Raw genomic sequence first — 26,207 nt, 5'->3', positions numbered from 1 at the left:
GGAGGGGGCTTGTCCCTCTCCTCCCTGTTTTCAGTCATCCACCGGTCCTTTCGAGGACCGGTTTTTTTGTGTCTATTTCCTGCCAACAAAAAAGCCCCGCCAAAGGCGGAGCTTTTTTCGAGAGGAACACGTTCAGGAGTCTGTCCTTGTTTCGACCCTGAAGAGGCGTTCGGCACTCCTCACACAAGTTCAAAGTAAGGGCAGGCATTCCGTTGTCAGCCCCTGTCTGGTCGCCCTCTCAACTGGCACTGTGACGGTCGTGACGGTCGTGACGGTCGGTTCTCAACGGCGGTAAGGGATCACCTGCAGGCGGATCGGAGCATTGCTGGCGAGGCGTGTCGTTCGTCGGCGTGTTGTTCGTGAGGCGGGCAAAGGCGGTGGTGCGATCGGCGGCATTGGGGTTCCCAGTCGGCTGAAACCTGAGCGTTGGCCGTGGCTGCTGGCCAGCGCCAGCAGCCGGTTCACCGGTTCCTGGTGGGCGAGATACAGGTGGTTCAGCAGGCGTCCTTGGTAGACACGGCGTTCCAAGGCCCAGCCCGGCTCAAGCTGCAGCCGTACAAACCCATTGAGATCGCGTCTGGGAATTCGGGCCTGACCCACCAGGAGCGGTGCCCGTTGCTGGGGGTCGAGGGCCTCGAGCCTCAGCGATGCTCCGGATTGCTTGAGCCGGAAGCGGAAGCGGGTTCCAAGGTCTTGGCCACCGCTGCGCAGCGAGTAGCCATTGCTGTCCAGGTAGCGCTTGCAGATGCCGCTGAAGTTGAAGCGATTCAGGCTGGGCTCCACCAGTCCGTCCTGGCGTGCCCTCCAGCAGCGCGGTTGGGCCTTGATCTGTTCCAGCACCAGCAGTTTCCACTGGGCCCTGCCAATCGGTTGGGCGAGAACAGCAAAGCGCTCCTGCGGGATGGCAGCGCTGTCAAACAACGACCGTGCTGCGCCCTCCTGCGGCAGGCCAGCGGTCAGGAGCCCCACGGCAGTCAGACCGGCAGCCCGCAGGTAGGTTCGGCTCATCCACGGTGACGCCAGAAACCGTGTTGTACCGAACAGTGTTGGGACTGATCAATGGCGGAAGGACGGGGACGGGTCGTGGCTGCAGCGACGGATGGTGCCTGCAGCGGCAATCCAGGTCCGGGAGGTTGGGGCGCGTTGCTGCGTTTCGAAGACGGCAGTGTTGAGGAATTCGGTGGCCATGCGCCCGACACCACCAACAACCGCATGGAACTGCAGGCCGCGTTGGAGGTGTTGCAACGGCTTGAGCAGCTGCCCCGTCATCCGGATCTCACCCTGCGCACCGACAGCAAATACCTGATTGATGGCCTGGGCTCCTGGATCAAAGGCTGGAAGCGCAAAGGCTGGAAAACGGCTGCCGGTAAACCTGTGCTCAATCAGGACCTTTGGAAGGCCCTCGATGCCGCCCGACTGGACGACGTCCCCTTGAGCTACGTCAAAGGCCACAGCGGTGATCCAGACAACGAACGGGTGGATCGCATCGCTGTGGCGTTCTCCCATAACGCCCAGCCGAACTTGGCTCGGAAGCAGGGAGCAACCCAGGCCGTACCAGAGGCCCCATCCGAGGTTGCCCCCAAGCCTCTGCTGCAGCTGTTGTCACGCTTGGAGCTGGCCGATCGGTTGGCGCAGGGTGGCTTCAGCCTGTCGTTGTTGGAGCTGGCGCAGCTGGTGGAACAGCCGATCAAACAGCTGGAAACCAAGCGGGAGAGCTGGATCTGGAGGGATTGGACTGTCCAGCCTCAGCCAGAGGGCCGCTGGACCCTGCAACGTCGCGAGGCAGGATCAGAACAGTCCTGAGCCAGAGCATGTCGCCGTCCCCTTCGGCCGGACCGCTCAGCAGCGGTGCCTTCTACCAGCGTTGGCTGGGTCCGGTGCTGGCGCGGGACGACGGCCTGGATGCTGAACAGCTGTCGCGTACTGCCCTCACGGCGCTGGGCCAGGCCAGCCTGCGGCGCCGCTGGCCAGGGGTGTCCACGGTGCTGGATGGCGTGGCGGCTGATCTGCAACGGCGTGATCTGCGCCTGGAGCAGGTGCTGTTTGGCTGCCGCTTCCCCAATCCGGTGGGTTTGGCGGCGGGATTCGACAAGAACGGTGTGGCGGCCGGCATCTGGGATCGCTTCGGCTTTGGCTTTGCCGAAGTGGGCACGGTCACCTGGCACGGCCAGCCGGGCAACCCCAAACCACGCCTGTTCCGTTTAGCGGAAGAACAGGCCGCGTTGAACAGGATGGGATTCAACAACGACGGTGCCAAGGCGCTGTTGCAAACCCTGGAGCGTCAACGCCTGGATCCGCCTGGCCGGCGGCCGGCGGTGCTTGGGATCAACGTCGGCAAATCCAAGATCACCGCCTTGGAGCAGGCTCCGGACGACTACGCGGCTTCCTTGGAGTTGTTGTCCGCCTTGGCGGACTATGCGGTGATCAACGTCAGCTCCCCCAACACCCCCGGCCTGCGTGATCTGCAGGATACGGCCCAGTTGCGGCGGCTTGTGGAGCGGCTGCGAAGGCTGCCGGCCTGCCCGCCTTTACTCGTGAAAATCGCACCGGATCTTGATGATGAGTCGATTGATGCCGTGGCCCGTTTGGCCTTTGAAGAGGGCCTGGCCGGTGTGATTGCGGTCAATACCAGTCTCCATCGGTTGGGCCTGGAGCAACGGCGTCTGCCGCAGACCGGGCGCACCCTGGCGGAGGAGGCCGGTGGGCTCAGCGGTGCCCCCCTGCGACATCGAGCCCAGGAGGTGATCCGCCGCTTGCGGGCCAGTGCCGGCCCAGCGTTGCCGTTGATCGGTGTGGGTGGGATTGACTCTCCGCAAGTCGCCTGGGAGCGCATCACCGCTGGGGCTTCCCTGGTGCAGCTCTACACCGGCTGGATTTTTAAGGGGCCGGATCTGGTGCCGCGGATTCTGGAAGGTCTGCTGCTGCAGTTGGACCGCCACGGCCTCCGCAACATCGCTGAGGCGTCAGGAAGTGGCTTGCCCTGGCAGGACTGAATGCGTGCTTCAAAGGCACCTCATCTGCTCGATGTTGCGCCCTTAAATGTCTCTGAGAGGGAGTGATTCAAGCGGGTCATCGTCGATAGCATCAAGTCAGTGGGAAGCGTTGTGTGCCACTGCCTGCTCTTGCTGAGCTGCCTCAACTCACGGCATTGAGCCTGGCTTGGCGACGGCTGGTGGATGCCAAGCCGGTGTTGATCGCGGTGAACAACAGAGGCTTGGTCTGTTGTTGGGATCAGGGTGGCCGTTGGCAGCAACGCGTTGTGGCCTGGCCCGATGGTGTGTGTCGTGATGGTGTGCCGCTGCAAAGGGAAGCCGTTGGCGAGTTGATGGCTGATCTGATCTTTGATTGCGATTGCCCAGGCGCCGAATTGGTTCTTTGCCTGCCTTTGGCCGCTGCTTCGTGGTGCGTGGTCGACGGCTATGGATCGGATGGATCGCCTGGCCTGTTGCCCCAGTCGTTGCAGGCTGTTGAGTTGCCGTTTGATTTGGCGGAGAACTACGTCACATCGTCGCCGGTTCAGGATGCTTTAGCGGTGGTGGGTGTGCCGCGGTCGTTGATTCAGGGCTGGAGCGAGGTTGCTGCACTGGCGGACCTACCGCTGCGGCGCGTTGATTGGTCGCTGACGGCGGCCCAGCGGGCCTTGCTTCAGCTCACGCAGGTGTGGGATGGCGATCTGGCCTGGCTTGTGGTGGAGGAGAAGAGCTTTCGTTTGGTGTTGTTCCGCCAGCGGGTGCCTGAGGTTGACCATGCGCTTGAGGCGCATGACCCTCTGGCCTGTCAGCGCGAGATTCGGGCCTGTGTTGCTGCCTGGCAGGCCTTGGTCGACCCGCCATCAGCCCTGGGCTGGTGGTTATCAGTTCCCACCGAACAGCTTGACGATTGGATGCCACTCGTTGATGGAGCGGCAGGGGAGTGCTGTTTGAACCAGCCCCTGCCCACCTGGGTTGAACCGTCGGATCAAGATGCTGCTGCTGATGTGCCGTCCGCTCTGCAGCAGTTGGCGCTTTTGGCGTTGCACCAGGAGCAGCGATGACGTCGCGTGAACACTGGCCCAAACCGGATTTGTTGCAGCAACGTCGGCTCGAGCTCGGCCTGCCCCCTGAGCCAGCACCGGTTTCGTCGTTGCTCTCTCTTGTTTTGAAGGGTGGTATCGGTGGGCTTGTGCTGGTGATGTTGACCGTGCTCACCCTGTTGGGACTCCAGCATCGTCAACAGGTGGTGCAGGGCGAGGTCGCTGCCCTCAATCCCGTAGAGAAACGTGTTGGTGACGCCAAGGCACGGCTCAAAGCCCTGAACTCGCGCCGGTCCACCTTGGAGCAGCAGACGCAATCCATCGCCGAACAATTGGTGGCGCTGCGTTCGGGGTCGGCGTTGCTGGAGCAGTTGCGACAGGTCACGCCTCAGGGTGTACGCCTTGTGTCGGTCGACGCCAACCCATCCAAGTTGGCGATCCAGGGGGAAGCCCAAGGAAGAGATGCCTTTGAACGGATCAACGCTTTGGATCTCAACCTTGAAGCGTTGTCGGGCATGCTCCCCGATGGAACAACTGTGGTGAAAGCTCAGGCCAACCAGGATGGACTGATTGCGTTCACTCTCGAGGCCAAGCTCGATCGAACAAGCAAACCCACACCGGCACAGTTACGTGGCCTGGGTGCCGAGGGCTTGGCTCGTCGTTTGGAGTTGCTTCAAGACGAAGGTGTGTTGCCATGACCAATCTGTTGTCGACTCCACAACAGCGATGGCTGACGCGGGGGCGCCTGTTGGTGGGCTTGCCTCTTGGACTAGGTGTTCTCGTGAGTGCTGCTGTTGTGCTGGTGGCAGTGAGGCCTCTTTCCCAAACACTGCAAGGCTTGGAGGAGAGGCGAGACACCTTGCTCAGCCTTCAGCGCAGTGCTCCTGCGTTAGAACGTCAGCTTGTCCAAGTTGAGGCTGAACTTCGGAATGCCGAAGAGAAGCAGGCTCTATTGGTGGGGCTGTTGGCTGGGCGTGACAAGGTTCGGACTTTTTTAGCGCTGTTGAATCAGCAGTCCTTGACATCGGGTGTTCGGATGCAGCGCTACGAACCGCTCAAAACTCCGCCACCAACCCAGGGACAATCCCGGCGGAACAACAACCGATCAAACGCGAAGCAGCAGACAGAACCGCCGCAAGATCCATTCCAAACGCTTGGCTATCGAAAATCATCGGTTGCGCTGGAAGTCAGCGGTTCATTCGGCGGATTGCAAGCCTTTCTGCAACGGATGGAAGCCCTGGAGTTGCTCGTTGAAGGCAGTGATCTGTCACTTCAGGCCAGCCCCTCAGAAAAAACGAATGCTGAAATGTCACCGAAGCGACCCGCAACCAAGCTGGCCCTTCAATTGAGCTTTTACGACTTGGTTTCGAAACCTACTGAAGCGTCAAGTGCGGCAGGTTCCAACGAAGAGCCTGTTTAAGCCTGGTTGCCTCCGTATCTCATTGATACCATCTGCCCATAGTTCAGGTATGCGAGCGGTTTCGGTTTGGTGAACCCCCCCCCCAGGCGTCTTTTTCCGCTCATGTTGATGCTTGGTTTGGCAGGCCAAGGGGTGGTCGAGTCACTGTTGCTGGAACGAGCGGCTTTGGCGCAAATCGCCTCTCCAGTCGCCTTGAAATTGCGCAAGGAGCCCAAGCATCTTGATGTGATCCTCACTGACATTGGTGAAAGCGCTCGGGTTGTTCAAGAGCGGAGCCGTGCCACCAGTTGGCGAGGGGAAATAACCCGTCCGGATGATGGATTTTCGACAAAGGAGGTGGCGCAACAGTTGGCCATGCCTGAGATGGGTGTGGCCAGTGTGAGTTTTCGTGGATCTGGCTCTTCCTATCAGCTTGAGGTGATATCCGTCGCGGGTTCAGTCTTGCCGAAGCCAAAAATCTTCGCCACCGGAGATAATCTAGTGCTTCGGTTTTATGGCCTCACAGATGTTGCGTTGACGCGACAAACCGGCACGTTTGATTTGCGTCGACCGGCTCGGATTCCACAGCGTGTTTCAGCACCCCCCCTGAGGTCTCGCGCTGTGGCTCCTCCGTTGGGAGATATGGCGGTGGGTTCGATGTTGATTAACAACCGTTCTTTTGTCCAAGTCGGCGGTCCACCAGTGACGCTCACATTGAATAATGCGCCTGCGAAGGATGCGTTGATGTCGCTGGCACGTCTTGGGGGCTATGGCTTTGTCTTTGTGGCTGATACCGGCATCGACGTAGATGCCGGTATTGGTGCTGGTGGTGATAGCAGTGAATACCCAGTCACGATGGCCTTCAGAAATGAGCGCTATGACCGGGCTCTTAATAGTGTGCTGATGGCGTCTGGATTGCAGGGGCGTCTGGACGGAGGAACTTTGTTGGTCGGAACAGCGGTTTCTGCAAAGAGTTTTGGACCACAGATGTCAAAAGTATTTCGTTTGAATCAGGTGGATGCGGAATCTGCAAGTAGATATCTAGGAAACCTTGGGGCAATAATTAAGATTGCGAACACGTCAACAACAACCTCTCGCGAATCAGAATCGTCGGGAACAAGTTCCAACAGCTCAGAAACAACCAAGTCCACCACTGTTGAGAATAGTGTAGTTGATACTTATAGTTCTGGTGTTGGCCCTCTCTTGGGTTTGGTTGGTACGACTGACTCTCGCTTGAATACAATTACTTTAGTAGGTGATCCCTCGCTCATCAGCGTTGCGCAAAGCTATTTGAGGCAAATTGATTTGCGAAAGCGACAAGTCGCCGTGAAAGTGCAGATTTTGAATGTTCGGCTTGAGGACAATTCTAGTATTGATTCAAGCTTTTCGGCTAAAATTGGGGATACGTTTATCGTGAGTCAAAGCGGTAAGGCTCATATGAATTTTGGTAAGTACAAGCCAGGCGGCTCCGCTGGTACTGGAATTTTTAATGGAGAGAATGGTCAAATTCCAGGTGCTTATCAAGAGTCTTCTGTTGCTGAGATTAGGCGTCCTAAGCCCCCTGTAGTGCCTTTGGCTGAAAGCACTGAAATCGTTCGACTGGAGGATGAGGACGGGAATTTGACTGGCTATGAAGTTGTAAAAAAGCCATTGCTTGTTGACGGTCAGGAAGTCTTTGTCCCAAGTGCTAATCCTAATGAGGCCAAAGATCTCGTGCCTGTTTATGATAAGTATGGCCGAGCGAAGCTTGTTCCAAAGAAGGAATTGAACCGCTACAAAGCAAATTCATTCTATTCCTATATTGAATCGGTGGTTGTTTCCTCAAATGCTAAGACTCTCGCTCAGCCGACTCTTCTAGTCCAAGAGGGTGAAAAGGCATCCGTGCGCTCGGGAATAAGTGTGATTACTGGTGTGAATAAGACTGAGGGGGCAAATGGCTCAACATCATTCAGCAATACGCGAGAGGATGCCGGCCTAACGGTTGATCTTGAAATCGAGAAAATCGATGACAATGGTTTCATTACTCTTAAGTTAGATCCCACTATTGCGGTGCCTGTTTCGGCTGGAGTGCAGGAGGGCGTAGAAATTTCCGATATCAATAAACGTGAGTTGAAATCTGGTCGTATTCGTCTGCGTGATCAGCAGACGTTGATCCTCACCGGTGTCATCCAAGAAGAAGATCGTGCGTTGGCACGAAAATGGCCAATTCTTGGAGATCTTCCTTTGCTTGGTCAGCTCTTTCGGAGTTCCAGCCGCAGCCGTGCGAAAAATGAGCTTGTCATCATCGTGACTCCTTCAATTCTGGATGATGAAAATGGGGGTGCGTATGGCTATGGGTACAGGCCAGGTACGGAAGAAGCGACACGGTTGATTGGGGCTGGCTCTGGCTTCACCCCCTAAGCCTCACTTTCAGAGCCCTAGTCCTCCTGGCATCAAAGTTTTCATCGCAAGTGGTGCCAGAGCATTCAGGGTTGAAAGTGCTCCTCCCAGTAGTGCCGACCCCACTCCATTGCCGGACTTGGCAGCGTCGGACTCAGCGGTCTGCAGCTTTCTGACAGCTTGTCGTACTTGCTCGCTTTGCTCTGGGGAGCCCTGTTGTTCTAAGAGATCTGCCGCATGCAGCAGATCCTGAGCAGCCTTGGCTTCGTCTCCCTGTTGGCCGCGGCTGAGGCCCCTGGCGATCCAACTCATGGTTTGCCCAGGATCCGCCTGGATTGCTTCTCCAAACAAGCGTTCAGCCTGTGGCCAGCGGCCCGCCTGGGCTTCATCCACCCCTGCGTTATGGAGTGCTGCAGGGCTTCGTAGGCCCTGGCCGATGCCAGTGGCCCCCAGCCAGTGGCTCCGTTCCAGCGCCCCTGGGCTGATCCGGCTCCCGCTTAGATCCGCCTGTCGCAGATCCGTCCCGTCCAGTCGTGCACCCCGCAGGTCGCTGCCCCGCAGCGATGCTCCTTTCAGGCTGCTGAAGCGAAGGTCCGCATCGCGGAGATCGGCCCCATCCAATCGGGCCCTGCTGAGATTGGCCCGTTGCAGATCAGCTGCATTGAGGTCTGCATCGCGCAGGTCGGCATGCACCAGATCTGCATCGGCCAGCTTGCAGTTTGGGCACGATCGTGCTCCCAGAAGCACGATCAAATCGTTCGCGCGGGCGGAGAGTGGTGCTCCGAGCAGCACTGTCAGCATCAGTAACAGTGGGGCTGGCATGGGCAGTGGGTCACGCTGGTGATGTCATTGCGTTGTAACGGGACACGGGATGGGCGTCGACCTGCGCCATGGCGGTAACCGGCAAGCGGTCGCGGACGTCTTGGGTTGTCGGCCATCGCAGTTACTGGATGCCAGTGCTTCACTGGCTCCTTGGACGCCCCGTTGTCCCCGATTCTCCGAGGCTTCCCTTCGCGATTACCCCGATCGAAACCAGCGCTCCTTGCGGCAGGCAATCGCTGCGATCCATGGGTTGCCCCTCGATTGTGTGCTTCCGGGCAATGGTGCAGCCGAGCTGTTCACCTGGGCTGCCCGCGATGCCGCTGCTGTTGGCTTGAGTGGATTGCTCGCTCCCGGTTTTGCCGACTACCGGCGGGCCCTCCAGTGTTGGGGTGCAGCATTGGCGGAGAAGCCATTGGCTTTGTCTTGGGATCACGCTGGGCCATTGACCCACCCTCCGCTCGAGGGTTCTGTCGCTTGGATTTGTAACCCCCACAACCCCACCGGACAGCTTTGGAGCCTTGCTTCGCTGGAAGCCATGCTCGATCGCCATGCCTTGGTGATCTGCGATGAAGCCTTCCTCCCCTTGGTGCCGGAGGCGGAGCATCAATCCATGATTCCCTTGGTCGCTCATCACCCCAATCTCGTCGTCATCCGCAGCCTCACCAAGTTGTTTGGGGTGGCGGGATTGCGCGTTGGTTATGCCATTGCCCAGCCCGATCGGCTCAAGCGTTGGCAGGCATGGCGGGACCCATGGCCGGTGAATGGAATCGCTGCGGCGCTCATCGAACAGTGGCTGGGACGTCCTGGCCGATACAAGTGTTGGTGCAGCCGTGTCCAGCGTTGGACGGCGAGCCAAGGCGCGTGGATGCAGCGTGAACTGACGCGCGTTTCAGGCATTACGCCGATGCCGTCTGCGGCCAACTTTTTGTTGATTTCAGGCCGCCACTCCTTGCTTCCGCTGCGGGAAGCTCTGGAGCACGACCATCGAATCCTGCTTCGGGATTGTCGATCCTTTGCCGGGCTTGGGGAGACATGGCTTCGCATTGGCTTGCAAGCGCCTCGCGACAACCGCCGCATTGTTCGGGCCCTTAAGCAGGTTCAGCGCATTATCTGCTGAACCAAGCAGGCCAGCTGCTGGTCGGCATCGCGTTCAGCCAGTTGTTCCATCCCCTGTTGCATCCGCTGGAGCAGGCGAGGATCGGCGTTGGGGTCGCCAAGGCGTGCGCTAATAAGCCGTTCGATGGTGTTGGCGAGAACGGGGTGGTTTGGATCGTGCTGATGCACGATCACGGCAGCCCCAAATGACGCGGCACAGGCGGCGTTTGCATCTTGATGGTGATCAGCGGCTTGGGGGAAGGGCACCAGCACGGTGGGAGTTCCGCAGACCGCGAGTTCACTGAGGCTTCCGGCACCGGCTCGGCTAATGGCTAAGTCGGCATGTTGCAGCAATCCGGGGATGTCATCGCTGAAGCGGCGCTCGGCCAGGTTGGGGTGGTGCAGCTGGTTGATCTCTGGATCGTTTCCTCCTGTGAGATGCACCACCCGGCACCCCTGATCCAGAAGTTTGGGCAGAATCGCGCGCACCATCCGATTTAGTCCAACGGCGCCCTGACTTCCTCCCATTACCACCAGGAGTGGTCCGTCTCCCTGGGGCACCCATCCAGGGAGTGGTTGTGGTGTCAGAAAAGCAACGCGCACGGGTGTGCCGGTGAGGACGGGATGGCTTCCGGGAATGCGTTGGGAGGCAGCGGGAAGACCAATGGCGACCGCACTGCACAGCCGGCCCAGCAGTCGCGTGACGCGCCCAGGGATGGCATTCGACTCATGCAGCACCACGGGAATGCCGCACCAGCGCGCCGCCAGGATTGCTGGCGCAGCGATGTAGCCCCCCGTCGTGAACACCGCATCAATGGATTCGCGCTGGATCACCCGGCGCACGCTGACGCTGGCCCAGAGCAAGCGGATCAGCTGCACCAGTTTTTTGAGACCACGGCCTTGGAGGCCCCCAGCGTTAACGGTGATCAGGCCGAAGCGTTCCGGCACCAAGCTCGTTTCCAGTCGGTCAGGCACCCCCAACCAACGCACGGGCCCATTGCTTTCAACTGCTTCTGCGACGGCAAGGGCCGGGAACAGATGCCCACCGGTTCCACTGGCGGCGATCAGGAGCCGAGTCATGGCCGCGGACGTCTCCGATGACGCGACTTAACTTAATTGGATCCCTGCAGCTCGGCCCGTGCGTTCTTTCCTTGGCGTCACGCTCTTGTCTGCTCTGGCCGTGTTGGGGTCACCGCTAAATGCTTTGGCAGAAGCGGATCAGAGCAACTCAGGGCTGGAGGGCTTTAGTCACCGTCTGCAAAGCGCCTTGAATGCTGAGGGTGCATCGACGTTCGAGGGCGTTGCGATCTCTGAGCTGCAGCCTGAGCTAACCCAGCGCTATCAACGTTTCCGGCAGGACTTCCCCAAGATCACCTGGCGGGTCGAACCAGCGGCTCCTTTGGCAGATGGTCGTGAAACGTTGCGGTTGCTGGTGCGTGGTGAGGCGGAGTCTGAGGGGCTGCGTTTCCGGCTGGAGGCAACGGAACGGATTGCGATTCGCTTGGACAACGGACGCATGGTGGATCAGGAATTGGTCGCCCATCAATCCCTGCTCCGAAGTGGCGAGCGCCCCCTCCAGGTCACCCTTGGAATTCCTGATGCCGTTCTTACCGGCAGTCGTTACGACATCGATCTGATTGTCGAAGAACCTTTGGGGCAGGCTTTGGTTGCTGCAGGGTTGATCGACCTCACCCAACAGGAAGTTGAGGCTCAGCTTCGTCCCAACTTGCCTTTGGCACCCATGGGAGGTGGTGGCTTGTTCAAGAGTGTGCAGGCTCCGCAGACTCCCGGTTCGCAAACCTGGGCCTTGATGTTGGTGCACCCTGATGGTGTGGTGACGGCAACCAAGCGGGTGCGCGTGGTGAGCAGCCTTTAGGCCCCATTGTTTGCAGTGTTCAAGCGATGCAGCGCGGAGACATCGTCATCGCCAAAGCCCCGCCGGATGAGCTCGGATTCCAGTTGTTCCACCAATGCCGTGATGGGCATGTCGAGCTCCACGCTGGTGGCTGCTTCCAGGGCAATGCCCAAGTCTTTGTGGTGGAGGCTCAGCTTGAAACCAAGCGGATAGCGTCCTTGGAGCATGGCCTCACTGCGATGGTTGAGGGCCCAGGAGCCTGCGGCGCCGCTTTTGAGGGCGTCGATCACCTGTTGCATCGGCAGTTCGAGCCGCTGCCCCAGCGCGATGGCCTCCGCCACGGCGGCGTAGCTGCCGGCTACCAACACTTGGTTCACCGCTTTTGCTTGTTGGCCTCGGCCCACAGGCCCCATGTAGTGAATTGAGCCGCCGATCACTTCCAGCAGCGGGCGCACCGTCTTCAGGACATCGGCGTTGCCCCCGACCAACACCGTGAGGGTGCCCGCCCTTGCTCCTTCGGTGCCTCCCGTGACGGGGGCATCGAGATAGTGAACGCCGATCTGTTGAAGTTGGATGGCCGCCTGTTGGGCTCCAGTGGGGCTGATTGTGGAGCAGTCGATCACGATGCTTCCGGGTTGGAGACGCTCGGCGGCACCGTCTGGGCCAAACAGCACGTTGTTCACCGCGGTGTCATCGCTGACGCACAGCATCAGCACATCGACGTTTTCCGCAGCAGCGGCAGGGCTGCCACAGGGCCGTGTTCCCTTGAGCTGCGGGTCGTTTTCGGCTCGACGACTCCGGGTGTGCACCTGCAGGTTGAGGCTGGCTTGACGCAAGTTCACCGCTATAGGTAGCCCAAGGGCCCCGAGGCCCACCATTCCGATGCGCCAGTCGGATCTTGTCATCTCCTTTCGAATGCTGCGTCTGTTAGCTCTTTTTAGGCTGCAACCGCGGTCTGCTCAGATGCAAGGTTATTAAGCAGTTCGGCAGCAACGGCGTCCAACAACTCTGCCTTGGCTTTTTCCTGCCGTCTGAAACTTCGAATGGCCGGCATCCGTAGCCTCAGGCGGATTGTGGCTTCCTCTGGATCAGTCAATGGGGAGCCAGCTAGCCGCATCAGATCGACAACGGCCACCCAACGCAGAGGAGCTGTGGGTTTGCAGATGCTGGGCCGAAAGGATGGTGGCTGTTCACCCATCGCAAATAGCGGGGTAAATTCCCCAGGTGATGCCATCCGGAAGCGAACGAGGGCAAAGGGGTTGTTCTGAAACCAAAGTCGGTCCTCGCGCACGGCGTGATGCATCTTGGTTTCCCACTTGTTGGATTATGCCGCCGGTGGCAAGACGTCTCAGCGGTCCTTCTGGGCTTGCAGTTGTTGATCAATTAGGGCCTTGAATTGAGGCCAAGGCATCGCCCCTTCAACAACATTGCCGTGATGCGTCCCGTCATGGCGACTAGGTCCGATGACGAAGGTCGGCGTGGCGCGGATGTTGTGAAGTTCGGCTTCAGAAAGATTGGACCTGATGAGTGTTTGAGTCGCCTCCCGTCGCATGCACGCCCGAAGGACTGATGTGTCGAGATTGATGGATTCAGCGATTGCCACAACGCCCTTGCATTCGAGGCAGGTCTGCTGATCGAAAAGGGCGCCGTAGAGATCCCAGTAGCGGTTCTGTTCGCCAGCGCATCGGGCTGCAGCAGCAGCGGGCATTGCCTGGCGATGGAACGGCAGCGGCAGATCCTTGTGGATGAAGCGCACGTGCCCTGTGTCGATGTAGGTCCGTTTGAGTGAGGGAAGCACCTGCTCATGGAACCGGCGGCAGTACGAACATTCGAAATCACTGAACTCAACGATGGTCAAAGTTGCATCGTTGGAGCCCATGGCGGGTTCGCCTGCCAACAAAAGCTCTGTGGTCAGAGCGGCCTCTGGGCGGCGTTGCCGCTCTACAGGCGCCTTGGAAACGCTTGCGGAGGTTGAGGACCACTGCTGCAAAACAAGAGCTCCTCCACAGCCGATGCCAAGGCCCAAAGTCAGCCAACCCAAAGGCTTCAGAACGTTGATGGGGAAGCGCCTCATCGCTGCGTGTGTGGTCTATGCCTGTTCAGCATGATCCTGGCTTTGATGGTTTGTTCTGGATTAAATGGGTGATCGTTGCTCGCTGTTGTGAGTTCTGGGGCCTGGCTAGAGATCGATCTGCTCAGGCAGCGACGGGAGCGTTTTGGCACGCAACGCCCCGCAGTTGTACCGGTGCGCACCTTGCTTTTGCGGGGGGGCCTTTTTGGAGCTGTACTGCCGTTGATTTTGATTCTCAGCTGTGTCTGGCTGTGGTTGAGCGAGAGCCGTTTGCGTCAAAGGGCCACAGAACTTCAGCCTTTGGCTGCTGAACACGATCTGTTGGCGGTGAAGATTCAGACGGAGAAAAAGATCTTGGAGGTTGCGGTTCAAACCAATCAAGCCATGGCCCGCGCCATGGCAGATGTGCGTTCCAGCTCGGCTGTGCTGGCAGAACTCCAACGGCTTGTGCCTGAATCGATCAGCTTGGATCAGGCGCGGATCAATGGTGATGCTCTGGATCTCAGTGGTGAAGCCCTCATGCCCGATGGTCTGCGCACACTCAATGCATTGATCCTGTCTCTGGGGCAATCGGAGCTGTTTGAGCTGAATGGCGTCACGCTCCAGCAGGCCACCTTGCAGCGTTCAGAATCAACGGAGGGTCCTGATTCGGGACGCCTCAGCTACTCCATGTCAGCGCCGTTTGTACCGGATGCAGCCGAAGCCATTCGGCCACGCTTGGCCGCCCTTGGGGCTGTCGGTCTGGAGCGGCGCCTGCGGCGTTTGCAGCAGGAGGAAGGGTTGTTCCAATGACCAATTTCTCAGGCATTCGTCGTCAAGGGTTGTGGTCATGGCTGACGCCGGAACGGGCCGTTCTGGTGGTACCGGTGTTTGCTGGTCTTGGTTTGTCCATGGCTTTGTTGAGTGTTGTTGTCACCCCACTCACCATCCGCGTTCGGGACCAGAACGAGGTGGTGGAGCAACTCACAACCAAGGCGGAATTCCTGCCGGTGCTGCGTCAGCAATTGGCTGCAGTGAAACGTGAGCAGGTCGAGCGGGTTCAGCAGTTGGATCGCTTGCTGGAACTTGTGGCGGGAACCTCAGAACTCCAAACGTTTCTGGCGGGCCTGAATGATTTGGCTCGTGTCCACAGTGTGGCCATCACCACCACTAAGCCCGGGGAAGTCGAACGTTTTAAGACGCTGACACCAGCTCAGGCTCAAGAAGCTCCACCCGCAGCTGGTGGAGGGAACTCGGGTGTTGCGGCTGTTGACCCACTGCTCAATCGCGGCCTTGAGAAACGTTCAGCGACGCTGACTGTGACGGGTCCCTTTCAGCAGGTGCTTGCATTTCTGCGATCGCTGGAACAGTTGGAGGTCTTTGTTGTGATTAGTGAGATGAATATCCGAGGGCAAGGCGGTCAGAGCGAAGATGGTGTTGATCAGGCTGAGGTGGAGATGGAGCTCACGCTTTCGGCCTATGGGCTTCAGCCGGTACCACCGGCCCAATCAGCGGAGAACAGCAACTGATGGTGTATCTCTATGCCGGAATGGGTGTTGTGATGCTCACAGGGATCATGGCTATCTTTGAGATGGGTCTTTCGCTCACAGGGCAATCATTACTGCCGATGCCAGTCGATTCATATTTTGCAGATTCATCGATTAAAGAGTCAGACATCGCGCTTTTACAATCTCTGTCTGATGAGGAAAAGTTGTTGGTTAATAAAAAAACATTCTCTGAGTTGGCCTCGGATCCGGATTATGGTTTGTGTGGGGCATTGAATCAACTTGATGTTCAAGGATGGTCCTTGATAGGTGAAGGTTATTTCATCAATGGATGCCAATTAAATCGTGGCTCGCGCCGCGCCATAGTTAAAGAAAATCCCAAAAACTCCTACCAGCTTTTTTCCTGCGCTCTCAGTGGGGGCAGTGATCATTGCTCTTTTGAAGATATTTGAGAAGCCTCCATGCTTGATGCTGTTGTTGGTGCGGTGATTATGGTCGTAGCTACGACTTCTATGCTCTATTCAATTGAAGTTGCTGAGCGAGCATTTGACCAGGCAGGTCGATATCCCTTGAATTTTGATGAAAAGGAGGTGATGCGTAATGCTGGTTTCAATAATGACGATTCTGAATTGTTTTGGCGTGACAACGTCCTTAATTCACCACGCTGTTGGGGCGAAGAAGACTTATGTGTAAAAAAATGATACTTGATTCTCAGTTGTTGCGAACGAAGGGCAATGATCAACGGTTGGGGATGACACTGCTCGAAGCTCTTTTGGCCATGGTTTTGTTAATAGTTTTTACTGGTGTCGTCACTTTGGTGATGCAATTTACGTTGCGCTTTTTCGCTGCTGCCGAATCTGGTGAAGAGAATGAATTCGATGTCTCCAATGGTGTCTTGATCGATCATCAGCATATTCAGATGGCCATGGATGATCTTGTTGAGGTTTTGTCTCAGCCGGGTATCAGTATGGAGGGCCTTGCTTATGCACCTAAATATGAAAATCTAGAGGATGCTTGCCCGGCTGCTAGACCCATAACACAATGGGGTTTGCCGATAGAAGAAAGGAAGAGGGAGGAAGTCGAGGCTTTGATCCCACCCGGCTATCGCCTTTGTCTGTGGAAGACATCGGCAGGGGAAAGCTTGATGCCCGATCTCATTGCCGACGATGCGGGAGCCAAGCCAGGCATCTATTTGTTGCAGGCTTTGCCGGAACAGCTGAGTTCCAGCAGTCTTCCCACGAGGCGTCTGTTCTGTCGTCCACGTCCCTTCTGTTGATCCCATGACCGCAACACCCACGGTGGGATCCACCTTTTTTGGTCTTGACCTCAGTCTGGTCACTACACGACTGCTTTCGCTGCGTCGCCGAATCTCCAAGCGTGTTCTGTTGTTGGAGTTTGGGCCTGCTTCTTTGATGATGGCGGAAGCGACGCTGATGCAGTCGGGAGTGCAGTTAAGTCATATCAGCTCGTTCTCTCTTCCTCCAGAAGCCTTGGACCGTGGCGTGCCCGTGGATCCATTGAAGATGGCTGGTCTTATCCAGGATTTTTGTGCTGAGAAGAAGATTCCTGCCCATCGTGTTGCAGTTGTGTTGCCACCTGAGTTGGCCTTTCAGCGTCTTCTTGACTTGCCGGCAACCCTCACAACGGAGGAAGCACGCGAGTATGTGCTAAATCCAGCCAACGGCCTGCAGATTCCATTTCCGTTAACCCAAACGGATTTTGATCTTTTCCCTGTTTACACGCCGACAGAGGCCCAGCAAGTTGGTGGCAAGCGTCTTTATATGCTCACAGCCATACCTGAGGTGCTTGTCGATCCAATTGTGGAGATGCTTCAGGTTGCAGATCTAGAGCTACAGCTGTTGGAGCTTGGTAGTCATAGTCAGTTGCGGAATCATGCTGCTGATCTAATTACCTTGGCTCCTCAACAAGTAGATCTGGTTCTAGAACTTCTTCCTGATTGCAGCAATCTAATGCTGGTTTCCTGCTCCGGCCTCTTGGGATCAGAGCGGTTAGCTGCGATTCGTAGTGTTCCCGATGTAGATTTAGAGTCTGAACAGCAAGAGGTTGCTATTGATTCTGGCTTGATTGCGGAGGATATTCTCTTCAAAGATGAAAACTATCTGCCTCTTTCAGAGCTCGATTTACGTGTACTTTTGTCTGATCTGAGAGCCTCTTTCGAGCGCTTTCATCTCAAGCTTCCTGGCGCTCAGATTCGACGCTTGATCCTGACTGGTGTGAATAGTTCTCATCCCCTGCTTACTGACTTATTGGGAGAGCTTTTGGGTTTAAACGTAGTGCTTTCACGTTCTGAAGCAGTAACTGGTTTGGGCGGTCTTTCGATGGATGGTTTGTTGCCGCAATCAGGACTTGGTCGTCTGACTGGTTTGGCGCTTGGTCTTCTTCCTAATGATCAACTTCTGGCCTGCTCTTTGGAAGTTCAGAAGCTTGTCGAGCAAAATTCTTGTCATTCAAATAATGCTGTAGCTATTGCTGATCTTTTGAGTTCGTCAGAGGCACAGACTGGCTTGGATCTTGTTGCAGTTGAGGTGAAATCTAAACCTGCAATTGAGGATCATAAGGATAATGATGGAAAACTAATTTGCGATACTGATTCTGCAGATCAACCTGCTCATTTGAACGATTCACCGGCCTCTAGCTACGAAGCTGAGGAGTTAACCAGCTTGCTGGAAACTCCTCTCAGCCTTGACGAAGCATCTTTGAAGGATGCTCTCAAGGAAACCCAGCAAGGCTCCTTGATCGACCATGGGGAGTTGCCCAGTTCTGTGCACGAAGTAGAGCTTTCGTTGGATCATGAAATCGTCGAGGATGCAGATTCATCTGAAGAGCAATTGTCCTCGTTGAAGGCCACCCCTGTCGCTCAGGAGGATCAGACTTCCTTTGAGGCTGTGAATGCATCTTTGGACATATTTCCGATGAATGTAATGGTCGGATCCGATGAAATTACTTCCCGGGTTGATGCTTCTACCCCTGAAACTGAGTGGCCATCAATTGCATCGATTGAACAAAATGTCCCAATCTCGGGGCAAGATATTCAAACACAAGATGATATTCTTGATTGGCCCTCGATTGATTTTGAGAAGAAGGAAGAGGTTGTTGATTTGGCTGTTGTTGAGGACCCAGCTGTCTCTACTTTGAATCCAAGAGACCATTTGGAAGAACTGGAATCTGATCAGTTGATGGATTCAATTGTTCTTGAACAGCCTACTCAATCTCAGCAATCAAGCTCTGAGTATTTTGGTCAATCTTCTTTGTCTGAAGAGTCTACGGCTGATCAAAACGACGAATATCAGATTCCTGATTTGAATATTTCGGATCAAGCTATTCAGGGCCAGCAACCACTAGTAGATGATGAGGAGACAGCTAGTGATAACTTGGATTCGTCTGAAGATCTGGAAGATCTTGGAGAGCTCCGTTTTGCAAATGATGATAGTTAGCCTCCCATTTCAGTTATTAATCTGAACATTGGCAAATATAGTGATATGACTATTGTGCCCACGATTCCTGCGACAACGAAAATCACCGCAGGTTCCATCGCTTTGGTTAATGCTGAAACAGTCGCTTCGACTTCACGTTTGTAAAACACTGCTAATTTTTCAAGCATAAAACTTAACTGACCTGTCTCTTCCCCGATCTTGATCATGGAAATCACTAGTTTTGGGAACACATCGCTACGACCCATTGAATAATTAAGCTCTTGCCCTTGTGTGACCAGAAGGATTGATTTTCGAAGTGTTTGGCGAATCAATTCATTCGAGCTGGCTGAAATGCATCGATTAATTCCTTCGACAATCGGGATTCCTGAATTGACGAGTGTTGAGAGTGTATCGCACATGCCTGCAACTTCAGAGCGGAGCAAAAGATCTCCGAAAAGTGGTATTTTAAGAATATTGGTATCAACAAGTAATCTTCCCGCCTTGGTATTGTAGTAGTTTCTAAATACATAGAATCCAATGACAATAATCAAGGGCGCGCCTACTGCAAATGTTATTGAAGTCACGAAATTTGAAAGTTTTAGCATGAATGATGTTAGCGCTGGTAGTTCAGCGCCTAGTCCATCAAACATACTTTTAAATCTTGGTACGATAAATATAAGTAGGCCTAGGCTGATGCTTACTGCCAGAAGTAACACTAAAGCTGGATAAATAAGTGCTCCGATGATTTGGCCCCTAATTTTTGCACGCTCTTCTAAGAGCATTGCGATTCGGTCAAGTACCTCACCCAGGATTCCACCAGCTTCTCCTGCCTCAATTAATCCAATCGCAATGGGTTCAAAGACTTTTGGGTACAGCCTCAAGCTGGATGAGAGCTCTTCGCCTGCATTAAGTCGGAATGCAATTGTCTGGACACAATACGCGAGCTTTGCATTAGTCATGTTCTCCGCAATCAAAAGCATTCCTTGGGCCAGTGCTACACCACTTTCAAGGATCACAGAAAGCTGTCTAAAAAATATCAGTAAATCTTTTTGTGGTACTTTGAGTTTTGCCGCTGGTGGTTGATTTTTGCTTTTGACCCTCAGATTTTTGCTTGTATTATCTCTCTGTCTATCATCTGAGTATTGAGATGGTTTTGAGTTGCCGTATTGAATCATCGTTGTTCACCATCGCCCATTAATGCTTTTGGGTTTGATGCTTTGCCCAGAGCTTCCTTTTGGCTGATTTCGCCTTCATCTACAAGTGCCTTGAGGCACTGCTCGAGAGTGTTCATGCCATCTTTACTCCCAGTTTGCAATTGAGAATAAATTTGGCCAATCTTTCTCTCTCTGATGAGATTGGCAATTGCGGGCGTATTAATCATCAGCTCATAGGCTAGGGATCGCTTCCCTTTTTTGTTTTTGCACAGTGTCTGAGTCATCACACCGAGTAACGACGTAGACACCTGAAGTCGAGCTTGTTCCTGCTGGTCACCAGGGAAAACATCAACAATACGCTCCACAGTTTTTGCGGCTGATGATGTGTGTAGCGTGCCAAGAACCAGATGACCTGTCTCTGCAGCAGTAATGGCCAGCTGAATTGTTTCGAGATCTCGCATTTCTCCGATATAAATTACATCAGGGTCTTCTCTTAGCGCCGCACGTAGCGCAGATGCAAATGTTTGCGTGTCTCTTTTTACTTCCCTTTGGTGAATTATAGAGCTTTTGGAATGCTTGAACTCAAATTCAATTGGATCTTCAATGGTGAGAATATGCCTTTTTTGAGTTTCTAAAACACAATTGATAAAGGCGGCAAGAGTTGTCGATTTACCCGAGCCAGTAGGACCAGTACAAAGGACCAGACCTCGGTGTTTTTCGGTGAGGTCAATGAATGGTTGTGGTAAGCCCAGATCCTGCCACTTAGGCAAGCTATCAGGAAGGATTCTGAGGGTTAAGCAACGCTTCTCGTTGGCCATGTATGCATTAATTCTTATTCTTGAAAGCCCTTTAAGTCCTATTGACGTATCTAAGTCTCCTGTTTTTTCGTATTTCTGAAGTTTGTCTTCACTCACAATCTCTGAAAGGAGTCGGCTCATGTCATTTGGACCAAGCACATTCTCAAGAATACGAATGTCCGAATTGACTCGTATTGCTATTGGTGAGCCTTCTTCTAAATGTATATCGGATGACCCTGCTTTGATAGCAAAATCAACGATTTGGCGAGCGAGGCTCATTGGTTCCCTCTGGGTATCCATGGTTGATTAAGCATCAGTATTGCAGATTTTCTGCAATTCTGAGATTGTTGTGAGCTGTTTTGCAATTAAGTCAACGGCATAGGTTTTCAAGGTCAGCATGCCATTACCTTCGGCAATCGATTCAATTTCGTGAGATGATTTTTCTTGTTTAATGGCTTCTCGAATTGCTCGATTGACCTTCATCAGCTCGTAGGTTCCAATACGACCCTGATAACCCGTGCCGCCACAGCGTGTGCAGAGAGTCCCCTCTTCTTTGCGTTTTTGCTTGTCTTCTGCCGTCAATGCATTCGCAAAGCGTACAGAAATCCCGACAGGGAGCCCAGTGAAGCGACTCTCGGATTCGTTAACTGGGCGTTGAACGCTGCATTCGGGACAGACTTTCCTCAGCAACCGTTGCGCGAGTACTCCCCGTAGTGAAGCATTCAGTTTGTAAGGAGGAACTTCCATATCCATTAATCGCGTTAATGAACTTGCTGCGCTGTTGGCGTGCAGTGTTGTGAAGACGAGGTGCCCCGTTTCTGCAGCATCCATGGACGATTCAGCAGTTTCCGGATCCCGTGTTTCACCAATCAGAATCACATCAGGATCTTGCCGCAGGAAAGTCCGCAAAAGATTGGCAAATGTTTGCCCTTTGGCTCTAATGACAGGAAACTGTTGAATGTTGCCACCTAGATCGTATTCAATCGGATCTTCTGCGGTTACAATATTAAGTTCACCAGTGTCTTTTTCTCGTAGTGCTGAGGCCAAGGTTGTTGATTTGCCTGAGCCTGTAGGTCCAGAAACAATAATGATTCCATTTGCTTCGTTGATGATGGATCTGAGGTCTTGGCGTACTGTTTCGTTGGAAATGAGTGTATCCAGGCTCAACATGTCTGAATTGCTGTTTAGGAACCTCATGACCATTTTCTCTCCGAATTTCCCAGGTGCTGTTGCGCAGCGGAATTCCATAGTTTGACTTTCAAATTTGCGGCGTATTTTCCCATCCTGTGATGCACGTCGTTCGGCAATATCCATTTGTGCCATGTTTTTGAGGCATGCCGTAAATTTGATGCCCGCTGACCTGGGCATACTCAAATAGCTTTGCATTACACCATCCCTCCGTACTCTTACTTTGTATTCCTCTCGCCTTGGTTCGACATGGATGTCAGAGACACCTGAGCGTGCTGCATGAATAAGGATCTTTGCAGCAGCCTGCTGTATTTTGCTTCCGAGCATCTCTGTTGACAAGTCAATCGCTTCTTCTTCGATAATCTGTTCGTCACTATCATCAAAATCAAAGTCAAAGTCCTGACTTCCATTGTCATCTTCAACTCCCTTGAGTGCATCAAGGACAGCATCATCGCTAAATTCAATGCCATCTAGTGCATTACTCTCGCCGCTAATTAGACGCTGTTGTGTTGCTTGATCGAGTAAGGCTTGAATTTCGTGTGCTGGCTTTTCAATGAATTGACACTCAAGCCCCGCATTGGCGGCTCTCGTCTTGATGAAATCACCAATTGTCCCCAAATAGCTGAAATTGCCAATCGCTACAGTTAGCTTTTCAGTGCCTGTTGTTTGATTTTTTTCTTTTCCTAGGGGGACGACAATGTTCTCTCGGCACCATTGTAGCGCGAATATTTCATCAATAAGTTTTCTTATTTCTAATGTATTAGCTTGCATCCTATATTCGCCCCATGCATCTGCTGTATGTCTCGCATGCCGGGTGAGTGAAGTATGAGGGCTCGTCGCATTCAGGCACTGGAGCGCTGCAGCTGTTCTCCTTAGGTTTGTCTTGGCATTTTTCGTTGTAACTTGCTTCGCTATTAATTATTTCTTGGTTGCAGATCCAGAAGTCACCGCATCCTGTAGCCCCTTTTTCTGTGGTTGTGAAGAAGCCATTCTTGCCTGCTTGCGCTTTTTCGTATTTTTCGATGTCACATGAGGACTCTTTGTAATCTTTTTCTGATTCGTTTATTTTGCCGTTGCTGAAATAGTAAATCTGATTTCCGCAGCCTTGCACTGTCCTTTTCCCGCTCGTTTGCTTCTCTTTCTCAAGATTGTCCTGGCAGATTGCGTCGTCAAAGTCTTTCTTGGTTTTTAGGTCGACTCCTTTGTAAAACCAATATTGACGTGTTCCGCATTCTGGTATCAGTTCTTGTGCTTGATTAGGCGGGTCATTTGTGTAGCTTTCGAGTTTTTTGCTCTCCTCCCACTTTTTACAGGCTGTTCCATATTTGGAGTCTCGTGCACGCTCGTAGTCTGAGTATTGGAGACCGACAAATTCTCCATCAAGGCCATATACCGTTCTATTGCAGCCGTTGGGGGTGCAGGTGGGATCCGTCTTGTATGAGGTTGAGCCATCTTGAGGCGGTCTGTCGGGGCATCCTTTGTCTGCATTGGAGTTCCAACGTGTGAATTCAACTGGCTGTGTATTTTTTTCTGTTAGCCATTTGTCGTACTCGCTTTCGCAGGTTGCTCGTGCAGTGGCAATGCTTTGCTTCCACTTCACAAGATCTTTGAGGCTGTCGTCTTGTTTGCAATTCACTCCAGCCCAGCGATTGCAGGAGTTCATGCTGCCCGTGTTGGTCGAAGTTGGAGTGGCGAATTTGTTCAGCGATCCATCTGAGACAGAAAAGCCAATTGGAAAACGGATATTGTCGTTTTCGTTGAGTGGAATAAGCTGAAAGTAGCTGCATTTATCTGCGTTATTTGATGTGTCTATCCTGTATCCGATCGGATTCACGCGTTGATCAGAAATAATCGATGCATCAATTGTGTCTTTGTCGTTTTCGTTCAGTCGATTCTTTTGGAGGCAATCGGCTGCTGCTGTATTTAGCAGTGCTTTGGCTTCATCAATTTTCGAGGAAGTCATCATGTCGCCAATTCTTGGGACACTTATTCCTGCAAGAATGCTGATAATTCCAACAACAGCAACAAGCTCCAGGATGGTCATTCCTTCGCTGTTGCGAGTGCAATACAAGCCACTTTGTCTGCAATGCTTCAGAGGCCTTGACCTGCAGAAGTTGAGGGCAAAGGGGATCATGATTGCTGTCAGTCTTGACCGCTAAATCATTAAGGGTTGGCTCGAGTGCCTATCAGAACGTCAATGGTGTAGGCACCGTTCCCGTTGTAGCCCGCTGTCGCGTTGGCCTTCGTTGCGGTGAGAGTTGTTGCGGCGCCCGCAGCTGATGAATAGCAGTTATGCGTTTGGGCTTGGTTGATTGAGTTTGATGTGTATGTGTAAAAACCATCATCTCCTGGAAAGTCAAAATTGGGGTAGGCCAGGCCGCGATTATTGGCTTGCCTTGCTATTTGAAATGCGCATTCTTTGTAGGCATTTTTTAGGTTGGCATCCATCGCTGCATCGGCAGCTTGTTCATTCATCCCCATGAACGCTGGGACGGCAATTGCTGCAAGAATGGCAAGCACTGCCACGACGACGACGAGCTCAATCAGTGAAAAGCCTTTATCGCCAGGCTTCCGGCTGAGAACGCGTTGCGTTTTTGGGTTGCGCAGGTAGGCCTGGAGAAGGCTCATGTTTCGTTCAAGACTTCCTTTATTTTCCTTAGTCCGTCTTGGGCTGTCAACGTCACTCCTTGCGTTGGTTATCCCCTAAGCGGTTTTTGCAAGCCGAGAGCACCCAACCCCACGAAGCCCAGGCTCAGGTCACATCTGGTCATGACTCATGGCAAAGCATTCAGATCCTGATCGACGCATGGCGCCACAGTGAGTGCACTGTGAAGGCCTGATCCATGCGCATCTCCACCGCTTCCCTCGCCTTGTCGGCCGTCTTGGCGGCACCGGTGATCTCGACGGCTTCATCGGCAGCAGCGGGGAGTCATCTGTCCCCGGAGCAGAGCCAAGTGTTGTTTCAGGCCCGCAAGACCTGGGCCAAGGACAACTACCAGCGTCGGCTGGAGCTGCTGCAGAGCCAGCAGCGCTGCATCGATGCCGCAGCATCCGCTGATGCGCTGAAGACGTGCCGTCGTCAGATGAAAAAAGCCCGGAAGTCCCTTAAGCAGGACTACCGGGCATACGTGAACAAAGTGCGGAATCAGCTGGGGCTTCCGGCCCGCACCGGCAACAAGCGCGATGCCAAAGGCCGGAAGCTCCAGGCCTGAACGTCTGATCAGGCGGCGTCGAGGGCTGCTACACCAGGCAGCACCTTGCCTTCCAGCAGCTCGAGGCTGGCGCCACCGCCGGTGGAGATGTGAGACATCTTCTCGGCCAGGCCAGCCTTTTCGACGGCTGCCACGGAGTCACCGCCGCCGATGATCGTGCAGCAGCCCTTACCGCTCAGGGCCGCCAGAGTGGTGGCGATGGCGTTGGTGCCAGCCGCGAATTTGTCGAACTCGAACACGCCCATGGGGCCGTTCCAGATCACGGTCTGACAGTCGGCCAGGGCGTCTTGGAACACCTTGATCGAGTCGGGGCCGATGTCGAGGCCCATCCAGCCGTCGGGGATGGCATTGATGTCCGCGGTCTGGCTGTTGGCATCGGGGGCAAAGTTGTCAGCCAGCACCACGTCGGTGGGCAGCAGCAGCTGCACGCCCTTGGCCTTGGCCTTGGCTTCCAGCTCCTTGGCCAGTTCCAGCTTGTCCTCTTCCACAAGGCTCTTGCCCACCGAGAGGCCGCGGGCTTTGTAGAAGGTGAAGATCATGCCGCCGCCGATCAGCACTTTGTCGCACTTGTCGATCAGGGTGTCGAGCACGCCGATCTTGGAGCTCACCTTGGAGCCGCCGACGATGGCAGCCAGGGGACGCTTGGGTTCATCCACAGCACCCTGCAGGTACTGCAGCTCCTTCTCCATCAGGAACCCAGCCACGGAGGGCTTGAGGAACTTGGTCACGCCTTCGGTGGAGGCATGGGCACGGTGGGCGGCGCCGAAGGCGTCGTTCACATACACATCCGCAAGGCCTGCCAGCTTTTCAGCGAAACCGGCTTCGTTCTTCTCTTCCTCAGCGAAGAAGCGCACGTTCTCCAGCAGCACTACATCGCCGTTGGCCATGGCGCCCACCTTGGCTTCGGCGTCGGGGCCGATGCAGCTGTCGGTCTTGGCCACGGGCTTGCCCAGCAGTTCGCTCAGGCGAGCGGCCACGGGGGTGAGGCGCATGGCGTCATTCACCTGGCCCTTGGGACGGCCGAAGTGAGCGGACAGGATCACCTTGGCTCCCTTGCCGATCAGGTCGTTGATCGTGGGCAGGGCGGCACGGATGCGGGTGTCGTCGGTGATGGCACCGGCGTCATTCAGGGGCACATTGAAGTCAACCCGCACGAGAACGCGTTTGCCGCTCAGGTCGCCGGCGTTGAGGCTGGCCAGGGAACGCTTCGCCATAGGGTTGTGTCGTGCGGTAAGAAAACGGGGTGAGATTAACCCGTGTGAATGGCGATAGCGCCGGCGAGGTCAAAGTGAATTTGTTCCGGCT

Annotated in this window: 27 protein-coding genes; 15 read left to right on the top strand and 12 right to left on the bottom strand. The window is 54.5% G+C overall.

The window, feature by feature from the left end; translation table 11 throughout:
* Window positions 1–282: 282 nt before the first annotated feature.
* Entirely contained in the window at window positions 283–1,008 is a 726-nt protein-coding gene (locus FZZ90_RS04430) for a DUF3747 domain-containing protein (RefSeq protein ID WP_226424554.1), read from the bottom strand.
* 51 nt (window positions 1,009–1,059) lie between these two features.
* Here FZZ90_RS04430 and rnhA point away from each other — a divergent pair, with 51 nt between their 5' ends.
* The 6 genes from rnhA to FZZ90_RS04400 all read left to right on the top strand — a co-directional run bounded on the left by rnhA (window position 1,060) and on the right by FZZ90_RS04400 (window position 7,811).
* The gene (rnhA, locus tag FZZ90_RS04425; RefSeq protein ID WP_226424553.1) at window positions 1,060–1,803 is read left to right on the top strand and encodes a ribonuclease HI; all 744 of its coding nucleotides are present in this window, start codon (window positions 1,060–1,062) and stop codon (window positions 1,801–1,803) included.
* 8 nt (window positions 1,804–1,811) lie between these two features.
* Window positions 1,812–2,993 carry a quinone-dependent dihydroorotate dehydrogenase gene (locus FZZ90_RS04420; protein ID WP_226424552.1) on the top strand — a complete coding sequence of 394 codons (1,182 nt, stop codon included), beginning with the start codon at window positions 1,812–1,814 and terminating at the stop codon, window positions 2,991–2,993.
* 113 nt (window positions 2,994–3,106) lie between these two features.
* Window positions 3,107–4,033, top strand: coding sequence for a hypothetical protein (locus FZZ90_RS04415; RefSeq protein ID WP_226424551.1), 927 nt, complete (start codon window positions 3,107–3,109; stop codon window positions 4,031–4,033).
* Window positions 4,030–4,710, top strand: a complete 681-nt coding sequence (locus FZZ90_RS04410; RefSeq protein WP_226424550.1) for a PilN domain-containing protein — start codon at window positions 4,030–4,032, stop codon at window positions 4,708–4,710. The genes FZZ90_RS04415 and FZZ90_RS04410 overlap by 4 nt, the downstream gene beginning before the upstream one ends.
* 83 nt (window positions 4,711–4,793) lie before the next feature.
* Complete coding sequence (locus FZZ90_RS04405; protein ID WP_226424549.1) at window positions 4,794–5,432, top strand: hypothetical protein; 639 nt, start codon at window positions 4,794–4,796, stop codon at window positions 5,430–5,432.
* 108 nt (window positions 5,433–5,540) lie between these two features.
* Window positions 5,541–7,811, top strand: a complete 2,271-nt coding sequence (locus FZZ90_RS04400) for a type II secretion system protein GspD (protein WP_226424548.1) — start codon at window positions 5,541–5,543, stop codon at window positions 7,809–7,811.
* Between the two features lie 9 nt (window positions 7,812–7,820).
* Here the strand turns inward: FZZ90_RS04400 and FZZ90_RS04395 are convergent, their stop codons facing one another.
* Window positions 7,821–8,612: a pentapeptide repeat-containing protein gene (locus FZZ90_RS04395; protein WP_226424547.1), complete on the bottom strand. Its 792-nt coding sequence runs from the start codon at window positions 8,610–8,612 to the stop codon at window positions 7,821–7,823.
* Between the two features lie 49 nt (window positions 8,613–8,661).
* Between FZZ90_RS04395 and FZZ90_RS04390 the strand changes: the two genes are divergently transcribed.
* Window positions 8,662–9,729 carry a threonine-phosphate decarboxylase gene (locus FZZ90_RS04390; RefSeq protein ID WP_226424546.1) on the top strand — a complete coding sequence of 356 codons (1,068 nt, stop codon included), beginning with the start codon at window positions 8,662–8,664 and terminating at the stop codon, window positions 9,727–9,729.
* Here FZZ90_RS04390 and murG read toward each other — a convergent pair.
* Window positions 9,711–10,787, bottom strand: a complete 1,077-nt coding sequence (gene murG, locus FZZ90_RS04385) for an undecaprenyldiphospho-muramoylpentapeptide beta-N-acetylglucosaminyltransferase (protein ID WP_226424545.1) — start codon at window positions 10,785–10,787, stop codon at window positions 9,711–9,713. The two genes, FZZ90_RS04390 and murG, sit on opposite strands and share 19 nt — an antisense overlap.
* A 58-nt stretch (window positions 10,788–10,845) precedes the next feature.
* Between murG and FZZ90_RS04380 the strand changes: the two genes are divergently transcribed.
* A complete protein-coding gene (locus tag FZZ90_RS04380; protein WP_226424544.1) occupies window positions 10,846–11,583 on the top strand; it encodes a hypothetical protein in 738 nt (245 codons plus the stop codon).
* Here the strand turns inward: FZZ90_RS04380 and FZZ90_RS04375 are convergent.
* Genes FZZ90_RS04375 through FZZ90_RS04365 form a run of 3 tightly spaced genes read right to left on the bottom strand, consistent with a single transcriptional unit; the run spans window position 11,580 to window position 13,636 of the window.
* The gene (locus tag FZZ90_RS04375; protein WP_226424543.1) at window positions 11,580–12,467 is read right to left on the bottom strand and encodes an NAD(P)-dependent oxidoreductase; all 888 of its coding nucleotides are present in this window, start codon (window positions 12,465–12,467) and stop codon (window positions 11,580–11,582) included. The two genes, FZZ90_RS04380 and FZZ90_RS04375, sit on opposite strands and share 4 nt — an antisense overlap.
* Before the next feature lie 32 nt (window positions 12,468–12,499).
* Window positions 12,500–12,865: a hypothetical protein gene (locus FZZ90_RS04370; RefSeq protein ID WP_226424542.1), complete on the bottom strand. Its 366-nt coding sequence runs from the start codon at window positions 12,863–12,865 to the stop codon at window positions 12,500–12,502.
* Window positions 12,866–12,910: 45 nt separating this feature from the next.
* Window positions 12,911–13,636, bottom strand: coding sequence for a thioredoxin domain-containing protein (locus FZZ90_RS04365; protein WP_226424541.1), 726 nt, complete (start codon window positions 13,634–13,636; stop codon window positions 12,911–12,913).
* 75 nt (window positions 13,637–13,711) lie between these two features.
* Between FZZ90_RS04365 and FZZ90_RS04360 the strand changes: the two genes are divergently transcribed.
* From FZZ90_RS04360 to pilM, 6 genes are read left to right on the top strand one after another with little or no spacing between them, the layout of a single operon-like run.
* Entirely contained in the window at window positions 13,712–14,425 is a 714-nt protein-coding gene (locus tag FZZ90_RS04360) for a PilN domain-containing protein (protein WP_226424540.1), read from the top strand.
* Window positions 14,422–15,141 carry a hypothetical protein gene (locus tag FZZ90_RS04355; protein WP_226424539.1) on the top strand — a complete coding sequence of 240 codons (720 nt, stop codon included), beginning with the start codon at window positions 14,422–14,424 and terminating at the stop codon, window positions 15,139–15,141. The genes FZZ90_RS04360 and FZZ90_RS04355 overlap by 4 nt, the downstream gene beginning before the upstream one ends.
* A gap of 2 nt (window positions 15,142–15,143) precedes the next feature.
* Window positions 15,144–15,569: a hypothetical protein gene (locus FZZ90_RS04350; RefSeq protein ID WP_226424538.1), complete on the top strand. Its 426-nt coding sequence runs from the start codon at window positions 15,144–15,146 to the stop codon at window positions 15,567–15,569.
* Between the two features lie 9 nt (window positions 15,570–15,578).
* The gene (locus FZZ90_RS04345; RefSeq protein WP_226424537.1) at window positions 15,579–15,818 is read left to right on the top strand and encodes a hypothetical protein; all 240 of its coding nucleotides are present in this window, start codon (window positions 15,579–15,581) and stop codon (window positions 15,816–15,818) included.
* Window positions 15,819–15,868: 50 nt separating this feature from the next.
* Window positions 15,869–16,393, top strand: coding sequence for a hypothetical protein (locus FZZ90_RS04340; protein ID WP_226424536.1), 525 nt, complete (start codon window positions 15,869–15,871; stop codon window positions 16,391–16,393).
* Window positions 16,394–16,397: 4 nt separating this feature from the next.
* Complete coding sequence (gene pilM / locus FZZ90_RS04335) at window positions 16,398–18,572, top strand: type IV pilus biogenesis protein PilM (protein ID WP_226424535.1); 2,175 nt, start codon at window positions 16,398–16,400, stop codon at window positions 18,570–18,572.
* Here pilM and FZZ90_RS04330 read toward each other — a convergent pair.
* From FZZ90_RS04330 to FZZ90_RS04310, 5 genes are all read right to left on the bottom strand, one after another.
* Window positions 18,569–19,726 carry a type II secretion system F family protein gene (locus tag FZZ90_RS04330; RefSeq protein WP_226424534.1) on the bottom strand — a complete coding sequence of 386 codons (1,158 nt, stop codon included), beginning with the start codon at window positions 19,724–19,726 and terminating at the stop codon, window positions 18,569–18,571. The genes pilM and FZZ90_RS04330 overlap by 4 nt on opposite strands.
* The gene (locus FZZ90_RS04325) at window positions 19,723–20,781 is read right to left on the bottom strand and encodes a type IV pilus twitching motility protein PilT (protein WP_226424533.1); all 1,059 of its coding nucleotides are present in this window, start codon (window positions 20,779–20,781) and stop codon (window positions 19,723–19,725) included. Before FZZ90_RS04325 ends, FZZ90_RS04330 begins: the two co-directional genes overlap by 4 nt.
* 27 nt (window positions 20,782–20,808) lie before the next feature.
* The gene (locus tag FZZ90_RS04320) at window positions 20,809–22,461 is read right to left on the bottom strand and encodes a GspE/PulE family protein (RefSeq protein WP_226424532.1); all 1,653 of its coding nucleotides are present in this window, start codon (window positions 22,459–22,461) and stop codon (window positions 20,809–20,811) included.
* A 1-nt stretch (window position 22,462) separates the two neighbouring features.
* Entirely contained in the window at window positions 22,463–23,734 is a 1,272-nt protein-coding gene (locus FZZ90_RS04315) for a type IV pilin protein (protein WP_226424531.1), read from the bottom strand.
* Between the two features lie 119 nt (window positions 23,735–23,853).
* Window positions 23,854–24,318, bottom strand: coding sequence for a prepilin-type N-terminal cleavage/methylation domain-containing protein (locus FZZ90_RS04310; protein ID WP_226424530.1), 465 nt, complete (start codon window positions 24,316–24,318; stop codon window positions 23,854–23,856).
* Window positions 24,319–24,533: 215 nt separating this feature from the next.
* On the opposite strand from FZZ90_RS04310, the gene FZZ90_RS04305 reads away from it, so the two are divergent.
* Window positions 24,534–24,902, top strand: a complete 369-nt coding sequence (locus tag FZZ90_RS04305) for a hypothetical protein (RefSeq protein ID WP_226424529.1) — start codon at window positions 24,534–24,536, stop codon at window positions 24,900–24,902.
* An 8-nt stretch (window positions 24,903–24,910) separates the two neighbouring features.
* Here FZZ90_RS04305 and pgk read toward each other — a convergent pair whose 3' ends face one another.
* Entirely contained in the window at window positions 24,911–26,116 is a 1,206-nt protein-coding gene (gene pgk, locus FZZ90_RS04300; RefSeq protein ID WP_226424528.1) for a phosphoglycerate kinase, read from the bottom strand.
* Between the last annotated feature and the right edge of the window lie 91 nt (window positions 26,117–26,207).

The organism is Synechococcus sp. MU1617, assembly GCF_020514235.1.
In the GTDB taxonomy this organism is placed as follows: domain Bacteria; phylum Cyanobacteriota; class Cyanobacteriia; order PCC-6307; family Cyanobiaceae; genus Parasynechococcus.
This window is presented reverse-complemented; position numbering and strand designations above follow the sequence as displayed.